We start from the raw sequence: 19,450 nt of genomic DNA on the forward strand, positions 1-19,450 counted from the left end.
CATTCTCAATGGGTATTACAAATTACAAACCTGCGCCATGGCAGTTTTTGTATTTCTTACCACTACCGCATGGGCATGGTTCATTTCTTCCTACGGTTACTTCCTTACGTACAGGCTGCTGTGGCGCCAGTTCCCTGGTGTCTTCCATCGGCATACCCTCAGCAGCACCAGGCTGTGCGAATTCAGGCTTAGACATCTTTAGTCTGCTCGGAGCAGGCTTGGGAGCCTGTGCTTCCCTGATGTCATTCGGATCTGCCTGCACTGGGATTCCTCCTTTATACAGGAAGCTCACGACCTCTTTATTTACCGCATTCAACATGTTCTTAAACAGGTTAAACGCTTCCATCTTATAAATGATCAATGGATCTTTCTGCTCATAAACCGCATTCTGTACGGATTGTTTCAGCTCATCCATCTCGCGTAAATGCTCTTTCCAGGACTCGTCAATCAGTGCCAATACAATTGTCTTTTCGAAAGATTTTGTTACCTCGCGACCACCATTGTCAATTGCCTTTTTCAAATTCACCGGAACTTGTATGCTACGCAACCCATCTGTAAAAGGAACGATGATCTGCTCAATATGATCACCACGCTCGTCGAAAACCTGATTCAATACCGGCATCGCCTGCTGAATGATGGCATCCGACTTCCTTGCATAGAAGTTAGTCACTTCTTCAAATAACTTATCTGTAAGGGCATGAATGCCTTTTGCATTGAATTCATGCTCGTCAATGCTGGTATCCGCAGAGAAATTTTTGATGACTTCCAGTTTAAAGCCTTCGAAATTTCCTTCCTCTTTATATTCAGTAACGATATCCTCAGCAACATCAAATGTCATGTTGTTCATGTCAACATCCAGACGCTCGCCAAACAAAGCATTTCTTCTTTTAGCATAGATTACAGAACGTTGTGAGTTCATCACATCGTCATACTCCAGCAAACGCTTACGGATACCGAAGTTGTTCTCTTCCACTTTTTTCTGTGCACGCTCAATAGACTTGGTGATCATCGAATGCTGGATCACTTCTCCATCCTCGATACCCATTTTCACCATGATATTGGAGATTCGTTCTGACCCGAACAACCTCATGAGGTTATCCTCAAGAGATACGAAGAACTGAGAAGACCCCGGATCACCCTGACGACCAGCACGGCCACGGAGCTGTCTGTCTACACGACGTGATTCATGACGTTCGGTACCCACAATGGCAAGACCTCCGGCCTCTTTAACACCAGGACCTAATTTAATATCCGTACCACGACCAGCCATGTTCGTTGCAATCGTTACCTGCCCCGGTTGTCCCGCTTCAGCAACAATATCCGCCTCCCGCTGGTGCATCTTCGCATTCAGTACGTTATGTTTGATACCTCTTAGTTTAAGCATCCTGCTAAGTAACTCAGAGATCTCTACAGAAGTCGTACCTACCAATACCGGACGGCCTGCTTCTGTCAGTTTCACAATTTCTTCGGCTACCGCATTATATTTTTCACGTACCGTACGATATACATAATCCTGATGATCTTTTCTGGAGATCACCCTGTTTGTTGGGATTTCCACCACATCCAGTTTATAGATGGACCAGAACTCGCCCGCTTCCGTTGTTGCAGTACCCGTCATGCCACACAGCTTGTGATACATACGGAAGAAGTTCTGCAGCGTTACCGTAGCGTAGGTTTGTGAGGCATCTTCCACCTTCACATTCTCTTTAGCTTCAATCGCCTGGTGCAAACCATCAGAATAACGACGGCCATCCATGATACGACCAGTCTGCTCATCTACAATTTTGATCTTACCCTCATCGATGATGTATTCCACATCAATCTCGAATAATGTATATGCTTTCAGTAATTGGTTTACAGAATGGATACGTTCCGCTTTGATGGAATAGTCGCGCATCAACGCATCTTTACGCGCGATTTTGTCTTCATTGCTGAGCGTCGATTTTTCGATCTCTGCAATTTCAGTACCTACATCCGGAAGTACGAAGAAGTTCACATCTTCACCGGATTTGGTGATCAGTTCAATACCTTTCTCGGTTAGCTCTACCTGATTGTTTTTCTCATCAATATAAAAATATAGTTCCGCATCAACCTTAGGCATATTCTTCGACTGATCAGCCATATAATAGTTTTCCGTTTTCAGTAAGGTCTGCTTTACGCTACCCTCACTCAGAAACTTGATCAATGCTTTATTTTTAGGCAAACCGCGGTGTGCACGTAAGAGCGCTAACCCACCTTCGCCTTCTTCAGTTCCGGCTTTACCATCATTAATTAATTTTTTAGCCTCATTCAGCGCCCTGGTCACATATTCTCTCTGCGCAGAAACCAATCTCTCAATTCTTGGTTTCAGCTCATGGAATTCATGCTGATCTCCAAAAGGTACAGGACCGGAAATGATCAATGGTGTACGAGCATCATCAATCAATACTGAATCGACCTCATCGACCATGGCAAAGTGCAGCTTACGCTGTACCAGCTGATCGGGAGTCTGCGACATATTGTCACGCAGGTAGTCAAACCCAAACTCGTTGTTTGTTCCATAAGTGATGTCTGCCAGGTAGGCATTTCTTCTTTCCTGGGAATTCGGCTCATGTTTATCAATACAATCCACTTTAATGCCATGGAACTCGAACAAAGGTCCGTTCCATTCAGAGTCACGTCGTGCCAGGTAATCATTCACCGTAACGATGTGTACGCCTTGCCCTGCCAGTGCGTTCAGGTAAGCAGGAAGTGTACTCACCAGCGTTTTACCCTCACCCGTAGCCATCTCAGAGATTTTACCGCTATGCAGTACCATACCACCAATCAGCTGTACATCATAATGTACCATATTCCATGAGACTTCAGTACCTGCAGCATCCCATTTATTTGCCCAGAAAGCCTTATCCCCCTGAATGGTAACATTGCTCCGGCGTGCAGCATAGTCTCTGTCGTGCTGTGATGCGGTCACCTCCAGCTGTGGATTTTCAGAAAAACGTCTTGAAGTCTCTTTAATCACGGCAAAAGCCTCAGGAAGGATTTCCTGTAAAACAACTTCCAATTCTTTATCACGGTCTTTAACCAGGGCATCAATCTGATCGTAAATTGCGGTTTTATCTGCCAAAGAAAGCTCAGCACTCTCCGCATCGCTTTTCAATCCACTGATCCTACCGTCGATCTCCGTCAGCGCTTTAGCGATAACATCTTTAAAGTAAACTGTCTTATTACGCAACTCATCGTTGCTGAGCGCTGAAAGCTTCGAATATTCTTCGTTTATTTTGATGACGATAGGCTGCAAGGCCTTAATGTCTCTCTCCGATTTGCTTCCAAACACCTTGGTTAAAAATCCTAACATCTTGTATGTATGTGTTTATAATTTATTATTCTGTGAAAATGATGAATTTACAACAATTACGCCATACGGACCAACAGGTCAGATTGGCAGTTTGCCGGGCGCTAAAATTACAAAATATCCTGTAATTCGCTCTAGTATGCAAATTTTATTTAAAAGTTGTCCGCAAAAGACTTTCCCTGGCCATTAAATTCCCCCATAGCTCGTGATAACACGATAATGACGACAGACAACAATGACAATTTCCAGTATCAATAAGGTTTTGTATATTTGTTAATCCCCACAACTTACTTGGTCACGTAGCTATAATGGCCGGCACAAGCCTTTTACACTGTCCCTATTTAGCCTGTATACTGGCCGTAGTTGATAGCTCTCTGCAGAGGGGTTGCTAGGGCCATGCTAGGGCGCAACTCCGTCTTCAGCCCCACCACCCCCGCAGCTCTGCCTTCTCTTTATGCCCTCAGTTCCGAACTGTATACGAACCGTACCTAGCGCTAACTCCTGAGGTTATTGGTTACATCACTGTCCAACATAAGCGGGCTATCCTGGAATACTAGCTTAAACAACCCTGTACAGATTGTCTTTTACTTTTAAACCCTAAAGCGGTATATTTGCCCAAATCCGGACCTAAGTGCCGGACTGTCAATTAAACAAACAAATCACAAATCAATGAATATCTTACTATTAGGTTCCGGAGGAAGAGAGAGCACTTTAGCCTGGAAGATGAGTCAATCTTCTGAATGTTCCCAACTTTTTATCGCTCCCGGAAACGGTGGTACCGGTGCTTACGGCAAAAATGTAAACCTGAACCCTAATGACTTTGAAGCGGTCAAAACACTGATCCTCAAAGAAAACATTGAAATGGTAGTCGTAGGACCCGAAGAACCTTTGGTCAATGGCATCCACGATTTTATTGCAGATGACGAGGCACTGAAACACATCCCTGTGATTGGCCCTAAAAAAGAAGGCGCCATCCTGGAAGGAAGCAAAGACTTCTCCAAACAGTTTATGGCCCGCCATGGCATCCCTACCGCAGCATCCCGTTCCTTTACCAAGGAAACCCTTGAAGAAGGATTAACATACCTGCAAACGCATGCCCTGCCGATCGTCCTAAAAGCAGATGGCTTGGCTGCAGGAAAAGGCGTATTGATCCTTGACAATAATGCCGAAGCGCAGGAAGAGCTCAAACTAATGCTGAGCGGTAAATTCGGAGAGGCAGGAACAACTGTAGTTGTCGAAGAATTTTTAAGCGGTATTGAACTATCTGTATTTGTGCTGACGGATGGTGAAAACTACGTGATCCTTCCCGAGGCAAAAGATTACAAACGCATTGGTCAGAACGACACCGGCCTGAATACGGGCGGAATGGGTTCTGTATCTCCTGTACCCTTTGCCAACGAGACATTTCTTAACGAGGTAGAGCAGGACATCATCATTCCAACAATCAATGGTTTGAAAAAAGACAAAATTGATTACACCGGTTTTATCTTCTTCGGACTGATCAAGGTAAATGACAAACCTTTTGTAATTGAATACAATTGCCGCATGGGCGATCCTGAGACCGAAAGCGTGATCCCAAGGATAGAAAATGACCTGGTCGAACTGTTTGTTGCTGCAGGGAAGAAACAACTTAAAAACGTGCAGCTGACCATCAGCCCTAAACATGCTGCCACTGTCGTGGTAGTTGCTGGCGGTTATCCCGGCGACTACGAAAAGGGAAAATCTATCACCGGCATCGACAATGTACGCAAGTCAATCGTATTCCATGCGGGCACTGCACTGGAAGGTGGCGTCATCAAGACCAACGGCGGGAGGGTGCTTGCTGTAAGCAGCCTGCAGGACTCTCAGTTTGACGCACTACAGTCGGCCACCGCCGATGCCGCAAGGATATACTTCGATGGTAAATATTTCCGTGAAGACATCGGTTTTGATCTCGTCTAACCCAAACGAAAAAATAAAAAAAGCGCTGGTGCAGATGCATCAGCGCTTTTTTTATGATCGGATTGGTCTTCTAATTTCTTTTTAGTGATTTGCTGCCCATGATGTTGTAGCGCAATCCAAATGCCTGCTGGCTATCTACTACTCCATCCACGAAGTGGAAAGATAAGGCCAGCTTTCCTTCCACGTTTTTAAACAGGATGGGACTCCAGCTCAGGTCTGTTCTGTTATAGGTTTTTGACCGGTAGAACTTATCGCCCATCGTGATATTATGCCCTTCTCCCTTATAGAAAGAGTTGGTAATTCCAAAGCGATGGTACCCTGCATGTGCCTCGAGCAATACCCCTTTGGGGGTAGCCCAGCCACCAATGGTACGCACCCGCTCAAACGACATCATCGCACCAGTATTGATGGTGAGTGAATCCAAAAAGGTCTTTCCAGATAAGTCCACCCCGATTTTAACCGCCGCAGCACCGTTATCTTCGATATGGTCATCCGGAATAGGGATGCCTGGTCCGGCATTGTGGAGCATCATCCCGTAGTATGAAACAAAAAAAGCTCCCGGCTGGTAACGTCCCGACAACCCAAAGATGAAGTTTTCCCTTGCTGTCGCCGTCTGCCTGCTGGTCCAGTCGATGAACAGGATCTGTCTCCAGTTTTTATTTTCAAATTTCGCCAGCATCCCTTCCACGTTAGGGCGGAAGTAATTCAATGTGTCATTGAGGATTGCCCTTGGAAAATCGCTGATCAGGTCCTGTCGAGGAAAAACCCCCATATAAAAATTCCAGTTCTGCTTCATATATTGATAATAAACAATAGGATCAATCTTGTTGGTAAACTCAGGAGAACCAAACTCGTGCAGCGCATTTAAGCCAACACGGATCCGGTGTGTGCTGTCGACCAGCAAACCGATCTGAGGAGCAAAACGCAGACCGAAGATGGTTTCAGAAAACCGGTTGGAACGGGCATATTCCCTGTTATCGGCGAAAGTGTGGATATTCAACGCACCCTCAATCTCTTGAGCATGAAGTTGATGAAATGCAGTACCAAGTACCAGGAAGGTAAAAAGAAGCTTAAAGCGCATATATTAAATGTTATCGTTTGCTGGTGGCTTTATTGGTGAAATACAAAAAAGGGGCATCCTGATGGACATCCCCTTTTTCGTTGATTCTTAATGGTGATGATTATTTAGACTGACCTGCACCAAGAACTTCTGCAAGTTTCTTTTGCAGCTCTTCGCCCCTGATGTCTTTGGCAATAATTTTTCCTGTTGGATCAATCAGGTAGTTGGCAGGAATGGACTGTACGCCATACATTTTTGCCACTGCATTGTCCCAGAATTTCAAATCAGAAACATGAGTCCATGTCAATCCGTCTTTTTCAATTGCTGCTAACCAGGCATCTTTTTTTCCAGGCTGGTCCAGAGATACGCCCAGCACAGTGAAGTTTTTGTCTTTAAAATTTTTGTATGCAGTAACGACATTAGGATTTTCAGCACGGCAAGGGCCACACCACGATGCCCAGAAATCAACAAGCACATATTTACCCTTGAAGTCTGAAAGTTTCACTGGTTTATCATTTACATCATTTTGTGTGAAATCCATTGCCATCTGACCTACTGCGGTTTTCTGTGCTGCAGTAATTTTACCAGTGATCGCTTTACCAAGATCAGTAGTTTTCAGTGTTGCAGGGAATTTATTGAATTCCGTTTCAATAACCTTAGGGTCAGTATCAGGAGACATATTACTGCTGAATGCAACCAGACTGATGAATGAGTTGCGGTTAGCCTCAATAAAAGATTTGTTCAATGCTTCCATCTCTTTCTGATTGGCTTCATCACGGCTCATTACGGTTTTCATGTAAGCCTCATCCTTACGCTCTTCCGGTGATTTGCTACGGTACTCAGTCATCAGAGCTGCGTTTTTATCACTCACAGACTTTACAAAAGCCTGGTATTTTACGTTATCCTCATTTACCGGAGAACCTTTGATTACCGCTTTTGACACCGAGTCAGTAGCTGAAGTCACCTCAAAAGTTTTCGGTTCAAGGTACAGCATTAAAGCATCAGGACGCGCCATTTGATTCGCAGCAGCATCGCTGTGTTTCACCATCAGTTGTGCTTGTGCCGGGCCGGAGATCGGGCCTGTAAAAGTGAATTTACCAGCAGTAACGGCAGCAGAATCCAGCACACGCTCAGAACCTACCATATGCAGCAGGTATACTTTTGCAGGTGCATTTAAGTTACCTACTTTGCCTTGAAGGGTATATTTCCCTTGTGACATGGCTGCAATTGGCAACAGGCAGATTGCAGTGATTAAAGTCTTCTTCATTGTTGTTTTGTTTATTGTGTTAAGTTAGTTTCGGAGCTTTCCTTATGCATACAGACTAAATCAACTGTAAAAGGATTAATACAATCAAATATAAGTCCTGATTTTATACTTAACGTTATAACTGATGTAAAATTACAGTAGTTTTTGGTAAGTACGCCACCAGAGATCAGGCATTTCCCCGTTTACGGCCATGGTATAATCGTCGTACCGGCATGGCACCAGATGAAAGCGTTCATTTTTAGATATCCCTGTCGGATAAGGCACCTGCATCCACCAGCGGTCGGACTTTTTGCTTTTGACAAAGAGCATTTCACCGGAGCCGTCGTTTAAACTCGCCCGGTAGATCAGGTACTGCGATTTCGGGGTGAGCGGAAAATCTTTCTTACGGTTGTAAAAGCCGTCGATGCAATACCATACCATCTGGGCCAACAGCATGGCCGTCTGCCCGTTCTGGTCAAATGCAGGATTGAACTCATAAAAACCAATACTGGTCAGCTTATCACTCATTCCCGCATAACGGGCAATACGGCAGGCCTGCTCCCCGTAGAATCCATTGGGCCCTGCATTGGCATTGGCCGCAGCATCGGATGAGCGTATGGCACCGATGTCGAAACTGATCATATTCGCATTGCGGATGATGGGCTCTGTTAATGAGATGTCCTCAGTAAATTCCCCCAGCCGGTGTACATCGAAATACAACTTACTCATGACCTTCAGGCTATCCTGGTTCACATAGTAGGTTTGGTAACCGATGTTACTGAAATTAAACAGGTAGTTTGGCTGATGAAGCAAAATTTTGTTCAGGTAGGTATCCGACTTTGCCGCCATTCCCTCCTGATCCTCCTCGTCCAGGTCAAACTTATTGTCGACCACCACGAGGTCCACCTTCTGCTCCAGGCTTTCATAAGCAAGGTACTGCGGATAAGTAAGGTCCTGTCCGCCACCAATAATGATCGGCAGGATGTTCAGTTTCATCAGTTCTGATACCACCATCTTTACGGCCACATATGTATCAGAGATGGATGCACCGGCTTTAATGTTGCCCAGATCAATCAACCTGCTGTTAAATGCGCCTTCATTCAGGCTGTAAAACTGCGCCCGGAAGTAGTCGGGGCCCAGTGCGCAGCCCTCATTGTTGACCGCAGCACGGTCATCCAGGACACCGAAGATGGCAATATCGTATTGATTTTCTTCAAGATCCGGAAATTCATTGGTATAGAAATCGGCCTTTAAACCCATCTGACTGGTCAAAAACCCATGTTTAGGTGCAAACTTGTCGGGGCTTAGAGGAGAAAAAAAATCTGATAAAGACATATTGTACTATAAATGTATCCGTCAAATATCTATTTTTGAGAGCATATTTTAATGAACATCCTAAAAAAAATGAAATGATATTGGTTACCGGTGCTACTGGATTTTTAGGAGCCGAATTGACACATCAGCTGAGCCGGTCTGGGGTAAAACTACGGGCTTTAAAACGTAAACATGGGATCATCCCTTCGCTGCTGAAGGACAACCCTCATATCGAATGGGTTGTTGCTGACATCAATGACTTTTCTTCACTCGAAAATGCTTTTGAAGATGTCGACCAGGTTTACCACTGCGCAGCAATGGTATCATTTGACCCCCGTAATCAGGCGGAATTGTTACGTGTTAATATTGAGGGCACAGCCAATGTGGTGAACCTCTGCAACACCTTCCAGGCGAGGTTGCTCCATGTCAGCTCTGTAGCTGCACTGGGAAATGCCAAGAAAGACAATCTGATCAAGGAGACTGACTTCTGGGAGTATGATCCGAAAGCGCATGCCTATGCCATTTCCAAATACGAAGGGGAAATGGAAGTCTGGAGGGGCATCGCTGAAGGTCTTGACGCCATCATCGTCAACCCCTCGGTTATCATTGGTGCAGGAGCCGGATTTAAGGGCAGCGGAGCGATCTTTAAGCTCGTCAAAGAAGGGCTTTCCTATTATACACGCGGTGCCACAGGACTCGTCGATGTGCAGGATGTAGCCAGATGTATGATCGCGCTGATGAACAGCAACATCCGAGACGAGCGCTTCACCATCTCGGCGGAGAACTATCATTATCAGCAGCTCCTGGTGGAGATCGCGAAAGGCTTCGGCCTGAAGGCCCCAGGCAAAGAGGCAAAACCATGGATGCTTGGTCTTGCATGGCGTGCGTTAAAGCTAGCTTCCCTACTCAGCGGCAAACCCGCGTCACTAACCAGGGATTCCGCACGCAGCAGCCTCAACAAAAGCCTGTACAGCAATGAGAAAATCACCAGTGCTACAGGAATTACATTTAAACCACTAAGCCAAAGCATTGCGGAAATATGCAGTGCCTTAAGCTAAACCGATATACGATTTATACAAATGAGCCAAAAGAACATTTACATCATTGATTTCGACAGCACCTTTACGCAGGTAGAGGCCCTGGATGAGCTGGCACGGATTTCCCTGAAGAAACACCCGGATAAAGAAGCGATCTTTCAGAAAATTGAGGACTATACCAACCTCGCCATGGAAGGTAAGTTATCTTTCGGCGAGAGCCTGGCACAACGCGTAAAGCTGCTGGAAGCTTCTGAAGACCACCTGAAGCAGCTGATTACACGCCTCAAGAAAAAAGTTTCTGCATCATTCTCCAGGAACGCCGCTTTTTTCAAGAAGCATGCAGACGAAGTCCTGATTGTTTCCGGCGGTTTCAAGGAGTTTATCACCCCCGTGGTGAGCCAGTATCACATCAAAAAAGAAAACATCTACGCCAACACTTTTGTCACCACCGGCGATGGGAAGATCATCGATTACGACCATTCCAACCCGCTGAGTGAGGAAGGCGGAAAGGTAAAGCTCATGAAACAGCTGAACCTGGAGGGCAATCTATACGGGATCGGCGATGGCTATTCTGACTTTCAGCTGCGCGAAAGTGGGCTGATCAAAAAGTTTTACGCCTTTACTGAAAACATCTCCAGGGAAAGCATCGTCCTGAAAGCGGACCATGTGACCCCCAGCTTTGATGAGTTTCTATATGTCAACAACCTTCCGAGGGCCATCTCCTATCCTAAAAACAGGATTCTGTGTCTTATCATTGGAGAAGTAGACCCTCAGAGTATTGAAATGCTGAAGAAAGATGGCTTCTCTATTCGTCATAAAGAGACTTTTGAGGAAAAATATGTGGCAGATGTACACATGCTCCTCCTGGCAGACGGCCAGAAAATTGAACCAGAGACCTTAAGCAGGGCCATTACATTGAAAACCATCGGTTACCTGGGCAGTGCGAAAAACAAGCTCGACCTGCTACAATGCACCCAACAGGGAATTGTAGTATTTGATGATGCAAAGTCCAACCCGAGAAACAACAAGTTCATCCCTCAGCGGATGATTGACTTCATGAACACCGGCACCACGCACCTCAGCAGCAATTTTCCCAACTTGCAACTGCCAAGGATTGACAAGTCGCACCGCCTGATTCACATCCACAAGAATGTACCTGGTATCATGGCCAAGATCAACATGGCCTTTGCCTACCACGACATCAATATTGTTGGCCAGTTCCTGATGACCAACCCGACCATAGGTTATGTCATTACCGACATCAACACACAATACGACAAACAACTATTCAAGTTTTTAAAGAAGATTGAGCACACCATCAAATTCAGAGTGCTTTATTAAACCAAACAATGGAATTAACACCACAAATCAAAGACAAGCTGGATAAACTGCAGGAGAAATATACTGCAATGGGCCAGGACATGTCGGCCTACCTCGACGGCTTGTTGTATGCGGACTTCCTGACTTACTGGGATTACATCCACCTCGATACGCTACTGAGCCTGCAACATCCGAAGACCTCCTTTCCAGACGAGGAGATCTTCATCATGTACCACCAGATCACCGAGCTGTACTTCAAGCTCTCCCTGCATGAACTGAAGCAGATTGCCGAACATGAGCAGCTGACAGTGAAGTTTATGACCGACCGTGTAAAGCGGATCAATGCGTACTTTACGGCCCTGGTATCTTCTTTCGAAGTGATGGTAGACGGTATGGAAAAAGAGCAGTTCCTGAAATTCAGGATGTCGCTGCTTCCGGCCAGCGGATTCCAGTCCGGCCAGTACCGCATGATTGAAATCTCGGCAACAGACTTCGGCAGGCTCATTGAAAAGAGCAAAAGAGAAGAACTGGCAAATGCGACCATAGAAGAACAGTTTGAACACATCTACTGGAAGTCGGGCGCCACGGAGCTTTCCTCAGGAAAACAGACCCTGACGCTGAAGCAGTTCATCAATAAATACGCAGCACAGTTTCTGCAGCTGGTAAAAGACAGGCAGCACACCAACCTGTCGGCACTATACCACCGTCTGGAAGCAGAAGGTCAGGACGTCAGTGCCCTGGCAGAAGAGCTCAGGAAGCTTGACCTCTTCGTCAATGTGGAATGGCCACTGTCGCACTATAAGTCAGCCGTCAGGTACCTTGAAAAAGATCCGGTAGACATCGCTGCCACCGGAGGCACCAACTGGCAGAAGTACCTGCCTCCGCGTTTTCAAAAGAGAATTTTCTACCCCTTCCTGTGGACCGGAGAACAAATGGAAGAATGGGGTAAGGGATGGGTTCTTAGTGTATTAAAAACACTTAGAAACGAAGGTTAATCGCTCTCGAAAACAAAATTAAAGCCAATACAAAGGACATTTTTTCTTAAATTTGTCCCTTAGAAATACGAATACAATGAACGAGACACTGGACATCACCATCACTAAAGCTGCGCAAAGCAGGCTTACAGTAACAGACTTTTCCCAACTTCCTTTCGGAAAGGTGTTTTCCGATCATATGTTTATTGCTGAATATGACAATGGCACCTGGAGCAATCTGGAGGTCATGCCTTATGGTCCTATTCCGATGAGCCCGGCGATTTCTGCACTGCACTACGGACAGGCCATCTTCGAAGGAATGAAAGCCTACCGCCAGGCCAACGGCAACATCAGCGTCTTCAGGCCGGAGAAAAACTTTGAGCGTTTCAACAAATCAGCAGCACGTATGTCTATGCCGGAGATCCCTAAGGAGGTTTTCATGCAGGGTATCGCTGCATTGATCGACATCGACAAAAACTGGATTCCTGACCAGGATGGTTACTCGCTGTACATCCGCCCTGTGATGTATGCAACAGATCCTTACCTGGGTGTGAAGGCATCAGACACCTATACCTTTGCCTTGCTGACTACACCAACGGGCCCATATTACAGCAATGCCCTGAAAGTAAAAATTGAAACTGAATATACACGTGCTGATGATGGTGGTGTGGGTTTCGCCAAAACCGCAGGTAACTACGCCAGGTCATTGCATCCCTTCGCCGAAGCCGTAAAAGAAGGTTTCGATCAGCTCATCTGGACAGATTCTGTGACACACGAATACATTGAGGAAGCCGGAACAGCCAACCTGATCTTTGTGATTGATGGTAAGCTGGTGACCCCATCAGTGAGAAGTACAGTTCTTGATGGTGTTACACGTGATACCATTATACAGCTGGCGAAAAAAGCGGGCATCCCTGTGGAAGAGCGCCGCATCAGTGTGAAGGAAGTCATTGAAGGTATCGAAAACGGAAGTCTGACAGATGCCTTTGCTGCTGGTACTGCGGCTACGGTAACGCCGATTGGCGAAATCAGCTACCTGGGCAAGAGATATGTCCTATCTGATCCTGCAACGCGCACAGTTTCCGCCGGTATCGCAAAAACATTAAATGACATCCGCTACGGACTGGCACCAGACGAGTTTGGCTGGAACTGGATCGTTCAATAAATAAGATTTATCCGCAGCCGCTATCGTGCCTGCATAAAATGATAAGCGTCATCCTGGCTCATTCCGGGATGACGCTTTTTTTTCGGGTAACATCTTTCACATATCCTTGCCTGATTGATTCTACTTTAGTAATTTCCCCTGCTTTTTAACATCAGCAAACCACAAAGAAACCATTAACCATTTTATTTATGAGAAAAGCGCTACTGCTTGGTATTGCAGTGTCCTGCTGCCTGAATATGACTGTCTCGGCACAGCTCAAAAGACTGAACCAGCAACAGACCTTTAAAGGGGTACCTTCCATCACCAGACCGATGAGCAACATCTATGGATGGCGTGATGACAACCATTACATCGAGATGAACGAGTCTAACCGGAGCCTGTATGCGGTAAATGTACTCACCGGAGAGAAAGCTCCCTACACACCCCCTCCTAAAAGCAATGTAGATGTCAGCATCATTAAAGATGACGTGTACATCCAATATGGCAAAGAGGAACCCAGACAACTGACCAACAGCAAGGAACAGGAAAAGAACCCTACGTTGTCGCCTGACGGCAAATATGTAGCCTTTACGAGAGACAACGACCTTTTCACTGTGGACCTAACTACAGGAAAGGAGTTGCGTTATACCAGCGACGGCACCGATGTCATCTATAATGGATGGTCCTCATGGGTCTATTACGAGGAGATCCTGGGCAGATCGACCAACTATAAGGCTTTCTGGTGGGCGCCCGACAGCAAACACATTGCCTTTATGCGTTTCGACGATACCAAGGTCCCCATGTTTCCTATCAACGGATCAACAGGTCAGCATGGTTATACAGAAAAAACCAGATACCCTAAAGCCGGAGATCCCAATCCTGAGGTGAAGGTCGGTTTTGTTCCTGTAACCGGCGGTGATGTGGTATGGGCCGCATTTAATGAAAAGGATGACCAGTATTTCGGCACTCCTTACTGGAGTTATGACGGCAGCAGCCTGATGGTGCAGTGGATGAACCGCGGACAGGACAACCTGAAATTTTATGCTGTAGACCCAAATACTGGCAGCAAGAAGGAGATCTATAACGAACAACAGTCTTCCTGGGTAGACCTCGACTATAGTGGGCGAATTGAATACCTTCAGGATAAAAAACATTATATTCTGAAAAGTGACAAGACCGGCTGGGCACACTTTTACCTCTATCAGCTCGACGGCACCCTTGTCAATCCCATCACCAGTGGAAAATGGCAGGTGACCGACCTTGTCCTTGTGGATGAAAAAGCAAAGGTAGTCTACTTCAATGCGCGCAAAGAAGCCTCCACACGCAGCGATTTATACCGCGTGGACTATGATGGAAAGAACCTGAAGCGACTGACCTTCGGCGACTACTCTCACCGCATTCAGGCCTCCCCTGGTGGAAAGTATTTCATCACCACCTATTCCAACGTCAGCACCCCTTATAAACGGGCACTGCTGGACAATACAGGTAAGCTGATCAAAACACTTGGCGACACAAAATCTGCGGAGTTCGACCAGTATGCCATCGGGAAAACAGAAATGATTACCATCCCTACTGAAGATGGTTATCAGCTTCCGGCAGTCATCACCTACCCGACCGACTTTGATGAAAACAAACAATATCCTGTCATCATGAGCATCTACGGCGGACCTAATGCAGGTAACGTAAGCGATAGCTGGAAGGGAACCTCCAACCAGTGGTGGGCCAATGAGGGCATCATCCAGATCTCAGTGGACCACCGAGCGTCCGGACAGTTTGGAAAAGAGGGCGTAGCACTGATGCACCGCAACCTTGGCAAATGGGAGATCCAGGACTACAGCACCGCAGCACGCTGGCTGAAGTCCAAACCCTGGGTAAACAACAAAAAACTACTCATTACCGGCCATAGCTATGGTGGATATGTGACCTGCCTGGCGCTGACCATGGCCGCCGATGATTTCGACTTCGGCATCGCCGGAGCACCTGTAACCAGCTGGGAGCTGTACGACAGCAACTACGCAGAACGTTTTATGGACAGTCCGCAGGAAAACCCGGAAGGTTACAAAAAAGCTTCTGTGCTGAGCTATGTAGAAAAGTATAAGGGACTACTGCGCATCATGCATGGCGACATGGACGACAACGTCCATATGCAGAATACCATTCAGCTGATCGATAAACTGCAGAATGCGAACAAACACTTTGAGCTGATGATCTATCCCGGCGGCAGACATGGCTGGGGTGGCCTCAAAACGCCTCATGATACGGCGGAGCGAATCCGCTTTTATTATCAGAACCTGCTCGACAAACCTGTTCCTGCAGAACTTGCCAATTGATGACCGGCGGCTGCCCGGAACGCTGCATACCAGCGCAACCCGGGCAGCCGTTATTTTATGCGCTCCTTTGCCGCGCGACGACGTTCCCTACGTCGCTGGCGCTCTTCCCGCGAAGCCTTGATTTCTTTGAACCTGGCGATCTGAGTTTTTATCTGTTGCTCTTTTTCTACGGTCACCCCTACACTATGGCGGATGCCCTGGAGCAGGGTCTTCCAGACAAAGCTGAAAAAGGACATCGTGGGTGCCCGCTCCAGCCGAAGGTCGGCCGTTACAAACTTGCCCGTTTCATCCGGATTACTGGCATTCAGTACCATTGCATTGGCCAGAAAGGACATCCAGCCCTGCTTCACCAGGCGGCTTTCCCCATCCTCCTTTTTGAGCAGGGAGACCGAAAGGTCCTTATACTTAAACCACAACCGCCCCTTGGCTTCACGGTCATTTGCGACCACATTAAAGTTCAGCTTCTCCACTGCGCCGCTACGGATTTCCAGCATTCCTAAAGGACGGGTAATCCTGTTCAGCGCTTTACCATCCATTTCATGCAAGGCTCCCGAATACGAAAAAGCACCATCTTTAGCCTTCAGGTCAAACTTAAAGTTCACATCCAGCTTTCCCCTGCCCATAACGTAGCTGGTCAGGTTGGCCACCATCAATGGGTTCCTGTTTTTAAACTTCTCCGCATTGGTCACATTCGTGATCGTGCCAAAGGTGTTCTCAAAGGTAATCGTCCCTTTCTGCTTACTTTCCTCATGATACACAGAATAGCCAATCCCTACATTATTGAGGTTAATTTTGTCAATACTGATCTGCTTTGCCGCGCGCTGCAACAATTGCTGGGGAAAACGTCCCGTCCGGTCTTCGGTTCTCCTGGAAAGTTCAGCATTGGAAAAAACATCAATAAAACCATTGGCCACGTTCATTTCCCTGGCAAGCAGCTGCTGTTTGAGAATATAAGCCGTCAGGTCGATGCCGTCCAGACTGATGTTGCTCATGCGGATGTGGTAACGATTGTTCTTGGCGCCAGGCATGGTGCCGAACTTCATTTCATCGTAACGCGGGATGACATTGAAGCTGTTGATATTCAGTTTGCCCGAAGAGGCTGAAAAATCGAGCTGATCCAGGCTCACATGATAAAGGCTGTCGGGAGTAGCAAAGGTATACTCCTTTAATTTCAAAACGATGTCCTTAAGCAGATAGAGCCTGCTCTTGTCCTGTGCTGAAGTAGAATCAATGAGGTAATCTTTCAAAGTGACATTAAGATTGCCCACGGAATCGGCGTCGGGCAGTACATGGTTATGGTTGATGTACTTGAAGCTGACGTCGTTGAAATTAATGGTTCTGATCCTGAACTCCTTCAGATAAGCAGAGATGAGGTTATACGGGGATTCTTTCGGCTGTGCGGATTTGTTCTCATTGTAGGCAAACTGCCGGTTAACCATGGTGACTTTCGGTTGATCAAGGATGAGCTCATTGATGTTCAGCTTCCTGGTTTTCAGAAAACGGAAGAGGTGAAAATTCCGGATGCGCATTTTCTGGAGTTCGATATAATAGATGTTGTTAGGTGCCTTTTTTCTCTCGATCAACCTCCGGTACACCTGGGTATCAGGCACCACCCGCACATCGTTCAGGGAGGCATTGGCCGTCAGCATATTGATTTTCAGACTAGAAAATTCGATATGGTAAAGGCTGTCCGTTGTACTCAGCACCAGAGCTTTGATCTGCTCCTTGATCAATGGCTTGAACTTATGGCCTGCATATTTTGAAGCAACCATCAGTACCGCCACAACGCCCAAGGCAATACAGGTAATCCAGATTGCTACCTTCCTTTTCTTGCGGAATTTTTCGGTCATAGGCCTTAAAGGGGATTACCCGAATATACATTTTTATCCGTCATTATTTTCGCCCTTCTTCTGTTCTTTCTCTTTTTTCTTCTGGCGTTCCGCCCTTCTTTTTTCCCTCTTTTCCTGTCGTTCTTCTTTTTTCTGCTGAATTTTCTTCATCCCTTGTTCAGGAGTCTTGACGGGCACAATGCCAATTCCTGCTGTCTCCCGAAGACCGATAAACACGCCTTTCCAGAGCAGATTAAAGAATGATGCCGCCGGAGAACGCTCAAAGGTGATGTTTGCTGTACGTGCCGCTTCTCCTTTTGTCGGATTGGCATCCTTGATCAGAATGGTGTTGGCAAGAAAAGACAACAATCCTTTCTCTTTGGTAGGGTTACCATCCTCGCCTTCCTTCAGAAGTTTGACCTTCAAATCGGTGTAGCGGAAGTTAACGGCACCTTTAGATCCATACCGGTTTGCACGGATGCTGAAATCCGCGCCCTGCATTTTACCGCTTTCAATCTCGATCAGCCCCAAGGGTTTCGAGACCACATTGAGGTCGACCATATTCATGGGCCCAATCTTCCCTGTATAGCTAAATGCGGCGTCCGGAGCCTGTAGATCAAAGTTGATCTTAATGTCTATATCGGCCTTTTTCATGACTACTGCCTTGAGCTGCGCAATGGCAAAATGGTTTTCCGCTATGCGACTGGAGTCATTGGTAAGGTGCGTGATATTTCCGCGTAGACGGTCAAAATAGATCGTACCCTTCTTCTGACTGATCGGATTATATTCCGTATAGGCTACATCAATATTCTTAAGCTTCAAGGTATCTATTGTGGTAGGTATAGGGATTTTCCTCAGTGCCATGTGAGGGAAATTTTTAAACTTGTCCAGTCCCGGGGGAGCGGGCTTCTCACGGTTCAGAAATATACCCGCCCTGGCTGGTCCGATTTTGAGCGCCTCCAGATGGATCGTTCCTGAGGTATTGAATTCCACAAAATCAAGTCCGCTGAGACTGATCTCTTTGAAGTCAAGATCGTATCGGTCTTTGCCATAGGTAAACATCCTGCTGAAGGCCAGATCAGGGTAACGGGGGATCATCTTAAACCCTTTCACTGTTACGCGTTTTCCTGCTAAAGAGCCCAGGATGCTGTCGGCCGTCATTGTATACATCTTATCTTTAGACTCATAACCGATGATGGCAAAATTGATCCCCTTTGTATAATAGTAACGCGTGGTATCCGTTTGACTGAGCGAATCGATCAGCAAATCCTCCACCGTAATTCCAAGGTGTTTGATGGAATTTTTCTTTTTGCCGTCAGCACCGTTTACATAGTCGAAATTGGCATCTTCAATTCTGATCACTTTTACGTGTACCGACCGAAAGGTCTTTGAAATCAATTCGTACAATGTTTTTTCTTCTTTTACGGTATCTGGTTTTTTCGGCACTCTGTAATGGATCATTTGAATGGAAGGCTCACGCAGAACAATACTGTTCAGCTCTACGCGTTTTTTAAAAAGGGCCTCGATAATGCTCAGCCTGTTGAGCTGAAGTTTTTCCAGGCTCAGCTGAAAGATGTGTGCCGGGGCAAGCTTTGCAGCCTTCAGTTTGCCGTATACTGCCGTGTCAGGATTTAGGGTCACCTCATCAATAGAGGCTGTACCTGTAATCAGGTTCAGGTGAATGTCTTTAAAGCCAAGGTGGTACAATCCCCCCGAGCCCTCCTCGACACCAGCCTTCAGCTTCTCTGAAAGCATTGGTTTCCATTTCGCACTGAAATATAACGCTGCAGCTCCAATGAGAAGAAAGATGACAGCTAAAATTCCGGCGATCCACTTCAGCCAGGCGTGCCGATTACCTGTATTTTCCTGAGCCATAAAATTCTGATTATACCAGGTTACTGCAATATCAAGGCCACAAAAGCAG

The 19,450-nt window shown here is 46.4% G+C and carries 12 protein-coding genes; 6 read left to right on the forward strand and 6 right to left on the reverse strand.

Going from position 1 to position 19,450, the window contains the following annotated elements:
• Nucleotides 1–22: 22 nt before the first annotated feature.
• The gene (gene secA / locus PBAL39_RS07155) at nucleotides 23–3,334 is read right to left on the reverse strand and encodes a preprotein translocase subunit SecA (protein WP_008239850.1); all 3,312 of its coding nucleotides are present in this window, start codon (nucleotides 3,332–3,334) and stop codon (nucleotides 23–25) included.
• A gap of 666 nt (nucleotides 3,335–4,000) precedes the next feature.
• Between secA and purD the strand changes: the two genes are divergently transcribed.
• A complete protein-coding gene (gene purD / locus PBAL39_RS07160; protein ID WP_039866224.1) occupies nucleotides 4,001–5,272 on the forward strand; it encodes a phosphoribosylamine--glycine ligase in 1,272 nt (423 codons plus the stop codon).
• Between the two features lie 70 nt (nucleotides 5,273–5,342).
• Here purD and PBAL39_RS07165 read toward each other — a convergent pair whose 3' ends face one another.
• From PBAL39_RS07165 to PBAL39_RS07175, 3 genes are all read right to left on the reverse strand, one after another.
• Nucleotides 5,343–6,353: a hypothetical protein gene (locus PBAL39_RS07165; RefSeq protein WP_008239853.1), complete on the reverse strand. Its 1,011-nt coding sequence runs from the start codon at nucleotides 6,351–6,353 to the stop codon at nucleotides 5,343–5,345.
• Nucleotides 6,354–6,453: 100 nt separating this feature from the next.
• Nucleotides 6,454–7,599: a redoxin domain-containing protein gene (locus tag PBAL39_RS07170; RefSeq protein ID WP_008239855.1), complete on the reverse strand. Its 1,146-nt coding sequence runs from the start codon at nucleotides 7,597–7,599 to the stop codon at nucleotides 6,454–6,456.
• A gap of 132 nt (nucleotides 7,600–7,731) precedes the next feature.
• The gene (locus PBAL39_RS07175) at nucleotides 7,732–8,913 is read right to left on the reverse strand and encodes a formimidoylglutamase (protein ID WP_008239857.1); all 1,182 of its coding nucleotides are present in this window, start codon (nucleotides 8,911–8,913) and stop codon (nucleotides 7,732–7,734) included.
• Between the two features lie 74 nt (nucleotides 8,914–8,987).
• Here PBAL39_RS07175 and PBAL39_RS07180 point away from each other — a divergent pair, with 74 nt between their 5' ends.
• The 5 genes from PBAL39_RS07180 to PBAL39_RS07200 all read left to right on the forward strand — a co-directional run bounded on the left by PBAL39_RS07180 (nucleotide 8,988) and on the right by PBAL39_RS07200 (nucleotide 15,697).
• Nucleotides 8,988–9,950 (forward strand): NAD-dependent epimerase/dehydratase family protein, encoded by a 963-nt coding sequence (locus tag PBAL39_RS07180; protein WP_039866263.1) that lies wholly within the window; start codon nucleotides 8,988–8,990, stop codon nucleotides 9,948–9,950.
• Nucleotides 9,951–9,971: 21 nt separating this feature from the next.
• A complete protein-coding gene (locus PBAL39_RS07185) occupies nucleotides 9,972–11,270 on the forward strand; it encodes an HAD-IB family phosphatase (RefSeq protein WP_008239860.1) in 1,299 nt (432 codons plus the stop codon).
• 8 nt (nucleotides 11,271–11,278) lie between these two features.
• Nucleotides 11,279–12,244 carry a tryptophan 2,3-dioxygenase family protein gene (locus tag PBAL39_RS07190; RefSeq protein WP_008239861.1) on the forward strand — a complete coding sequence of 322 codons (966 nt, stop codon included), beginning with the start codon at nucleotides 11,279–11,281 and terminating at the stop codon, nucleotides 12,242–12,244.
• Nucleotides 12,245–12,320: 76 nt separating this feature from the next.
• Entirely contained in the window at nucleotides 12,321–13,388 is a 1,068-nt protein-coding gene (locus tag PBAL39_RS07195; protein ID WP_008239863.1) for a branched-chain amino acid aminotransferase, read from the forward strand.
• Nucleotides 13,389–13,576: 188 nt separating this feature from the next.
• Nucleotides 13,577–15,697: a DPP IV N-terminal domain-containing protein gene (locus PBAL39_RS07200; protein WP_008239865.1), complete on the forward strand. Its 2,121-nt coding sequence runs from the start codon at nucleotides 13,577–13,579 to the stop codon at nucleotides 15,695–15,697.
• Between the two features lie 50 nt (nucleotides 15,698–15,747).
• Here PBAL39_RS07200 and PBAL39_RS07205 read toward each other — a convergent pair whose 3' ends face one another.
• Both PBAL39_RS07205 and PBAL39_RS07210 read right to left on the reverse strand, forming a co-directional pair.
• Nucleotides 15,748–17,547: a hypothetical protein gene (locus PBAL39_RS07205; protein WP_008239868.1), complete on the reverse strand. Its 1,800-nt coding sequence runs from the start codon at nucleotides 17,545–17,547 to the stop codon at nucleotides 15,748–15,750.
• A gap of 33 nt (nucleotides 17,548–17,580) precedes the next feature.
• Nucleotides 17,581–19,401 carry a hypothetical protein gene (locus PBAL39_RS07210; RefSeq protein WP_008239870.1) on the reverse strand — a complete coding sequence of 607 codons (1,821 nt, stop codon included), beginning with the start codon at nucleotides 19,399–19,401 and terminating at the stop codon, nucleotides 17,581–17,583.
• Nucleotides 19,402–19,450 lie beyond the last annotated feature (49 nt).

It is taken from the genome of Pedobacter sp. BAL39, from assembly GCF_000170795.1.
Classification (GTDB): domain Bacteria; phylum Bacteroidota; class Bacteroidia; order Sphingobacteriales; family Sphingobacteriaceae; genus Pedobacter.